Source organism: uncultured Campylobacter sp. (assembly GCF_937997405.1).
Lineage (GTDB): Bacteria > Campylobacterota > Campylobacteria > Campylobacterales > Campylobacteraceae > Campylobacter_B.
Map to the genome: position 1 here is coordinate 1 of NZ_CALKTL010000033.1, position 2,922 is coordinate 2,922.

General features: G+C 50.8%; 2 protein-coding genes. Both read right to left on the reverse strand.

Features of this window, described 5'->3' with window-relative positions:
- Window positions 1-711: 711 nt before the first annotated feature.
- Window positions 712-1,677 carry an HlyD family efflux transporter periplasmic adaptor subunit gene (locus tag Q0372_RS01680; RefSeq protein WP_298101757.1) on the reverse strand — a complete coding sequence of 322 codons (966 nt, stop codon included), beginning with the start codon at window positions 1,675-1,677 and terminating at the stop codon, window positions 712-714.
- A 657-nt stretch (window positions 1,678-2,334) separates the two neighbouring features.
- On the reverse strand, window positions 2,335-2,922 hold a 588-nt coding region (queF, locus tag Q0372_RS01685; RefSeq protein WP_366810340.1), incomplete at its 5' end, for a preQ(1) synthase.

Sequence of the window (2,922 nt, forward strand, 5' to 3'; positions counted from 1 at the left end):
TTCACTTCCGCCTACCTTTCGGGGTAAAATTTACCACTGCCATCTCTCTTTTGACGAAATTTACCTAGTCTCGGCTTTCCTTAGCATAGTACCGACTTCAGCTACCGCGTCCTTTGGGGTAAAATTTACCGCCGCGCACAATCGATATTTTATCGCGCCGTTTGTTTCGTAGCGAAATTTTACTGCCGTCCACGCTCGGTACTCAATCGCCGTTCGTTTATCGTAAAACACCTGCTAGAAATAAAGCCTGTTGGCGCTATGCCGCCCTGCTTTTATCTCGCCTCCGAGCCGAATTTCACCCGCACTGCCTTGCGCTAAAATTTCGGCGGAATTTTACTCGCCGCGCTGCAAAATTCGATCTTTTATTCAAAGCCCTGCCTGCTCGCACAAAACTCGTGCGATAAAATTTACGCCGCTTTTGTACGACTTCGTTCTAAGCACGCAGCATTTTATCGCCGCCGAGACGATGTATTTTAGGCGCGGTGCAATTTCATCGCCCTGCTCTGCCGAACAGGCGGCGTTAAAATTTCACCTCGAAGCGCGCTTTTAAAATTTCATCAGGCCCACGCCGTACGCACGGCTCGCGCGATATTACGTAAAATTTACCGCTCGGCGAGCTTTACTATCCAATTTCGCCCGCAGTATCCGAAGTTCCGCCCGCACGCTAAAGTTTCACTCGTGCATTAAAATTTCGCCCGCAGTGCTCGCCCGTTAAAATTCCACGCTGATTGGCTGTCCTAAGCGAAAGCTGCCGTCGCCGTCGCTGAAATCGGCGCGCGCCTCCCACACGAGATCTGCGCGCAGCTCCTCGGTCTGCACCGTGCGGGGCGTGTACATCGCGGTTTGGCTCACGTAGGCGACCTTCGCGCTCGCGCTAGAGCCGTCCGCAGCGATGATCCGCACGCTCTGTCCGGCACGCAGGAAGCGGAGCTGATTTTCGCTTAGATAAAATTTCGCGCGCTTGTTTTTTACTTCGCTAAGCTCGAAAACGCCCACGCTTGGCATGCTGATGTCGCCAAGCTCCTTAAGGCGCGCTCTGATCTGCCCGCTAAAGGGCGCTTTTAGCACGCTTTGCGTCTCGATTTGGTAATTCAGATATTTCAAATTTTCCTCGCAGCTTGCCAAGTTTGCGCGGGCGGCGCCGACATCCTCGCCGCGATAGCCGCTTTGAAGCTGACGCAGATTAGCCTGCGCGCTTTGCAGCTGAGCCTGCGTGCGCTTCATAGAATAAAACGCCTCGTCGATCTGCTGCTTGGACGCGGAGTTGCTTTTGCCTAGGCTCTTGAGGCGCTCGTTCGTCAAAGTAGCGAGCTGTAGAGCGTTTTGCAGCGCGCTTACGTTCGCCGCCGCCATCTCGATCTCCTCGCTACGAAAGCCGCTTTGCAGCTTTTGCAAGCTAAATTTAAGCCCTTCGCACCTCGCGATCTGAACCTGCCTTTGAAAGCTCAAATCCGCCGTATCCAGAGCCGCTAAGACGTCGCCAGCCTGCACGAAATCACCCTCGTCGCGATAAAGCGCGCTAATGCGACCGCTGCGCTCGAAGCTAAGCGAACTCTGCCTGATGTCAATGATGCCGTAGGCCTTGTGCGCGACCTCTTCGCGCCTATCGAGATTGAAATAGATCGCCGCGGCGAGAGCGGCCAGCGCAAAAACGACGAAAATTAGAAGCCTTTTCATAGATCGCCTTAAATTTTGATATGCGGTTATTATAAAATAACTTTTCTAATGCGGCGCTGATATTTGAGGCTCGGACGGTGATTTTATAAACCCATCTCATTAAATTTGCCGTATGAATTGACCGCCACGCGCGGGCTAGATTTTGAGCTTGGGAGGATAAAATTTCATCCTATCCGCGCGATTTTAAGCGGTACGGCTTGTAAAACACAGCGACTTTTTGAGCTAAAAATTTTAAAATTTTAATGAGGGGGCTCCGCTTTCAAGCGGAGCGTGAAATTTTAACGTACGGGCACCGTACTAGCACTGCGGTGAAATTTTGTCGCAAAAGCAAAATTTTATTGCACCAGTGGCATACAAGCATCACGGGCGGAATTTATCGTTTATTGCACGAATAGTGCGCAAGTTGCCGCGAACTAAATTTTATCGCGGCACCTATAGCTATCTGCGTGGCGAGTTGAAATTTACGGCTCCCGCTAGCGATAAATTTTACGCGGCATGAGCAGGCGGCGCTTAGACGCGCGGAAATTATAACGCCGCGGCGAGTAAAATTTAAGAGAGCTTCGCTCGAAAGCGGAGCGTGGAATTTAATGGGGAAATTTAACGAGCTTTAGGCTCGATGAGCCCAAAGCTCGCTCGGTCGCGCAAAAGCTGAAATATTTAAAACTCGCCTTTAACCGCGGCGATCCATTTATCGGCCCTCGCCTGCCAGTGCTCGTCGCCTTTAAAATCGATCGTAAGACCTACGAATTTGCCGTTTATGAAGGCGCGCGAATGTTTAAATTTATAGCCCTCTGCGCCCCAAGCGCCGATGAGATCAGCCTTTTTAAGCACCGGCAAAAACGCACTCATACCGCTGCAAAAATCGCTACCGTGGCGCTCGACGTTGCCAACGCCTATGAGCGCGACCTTGCGTCCGTCAAAATCAGTTTTATTCAAAAGCTCCAATTTGTCGTCAAATTTAGCCTGGATCTGTCCGTCGCCGTGGTTGCGAAAGCTGAAAAGATATAGCTTTAAGCTCTTGCTCTCCACCATTCGCACGTTAGGCACGTACGATATACGTATCTCAGCAAAGTCGGGTTGCCCTGTAATGGGGCACAACGAGGTAAATTCGGGGCAATTAAACCTTACCCAATAATCGTTCTCAGGATGCTTGTTCTCAAACGTTTCCAACACTTCGGGCGCATAATCCATGCTATACTTTGTGTTGTTTCCCAACGATTTCAAGCCCTCGGTTTCTCTGTTCTT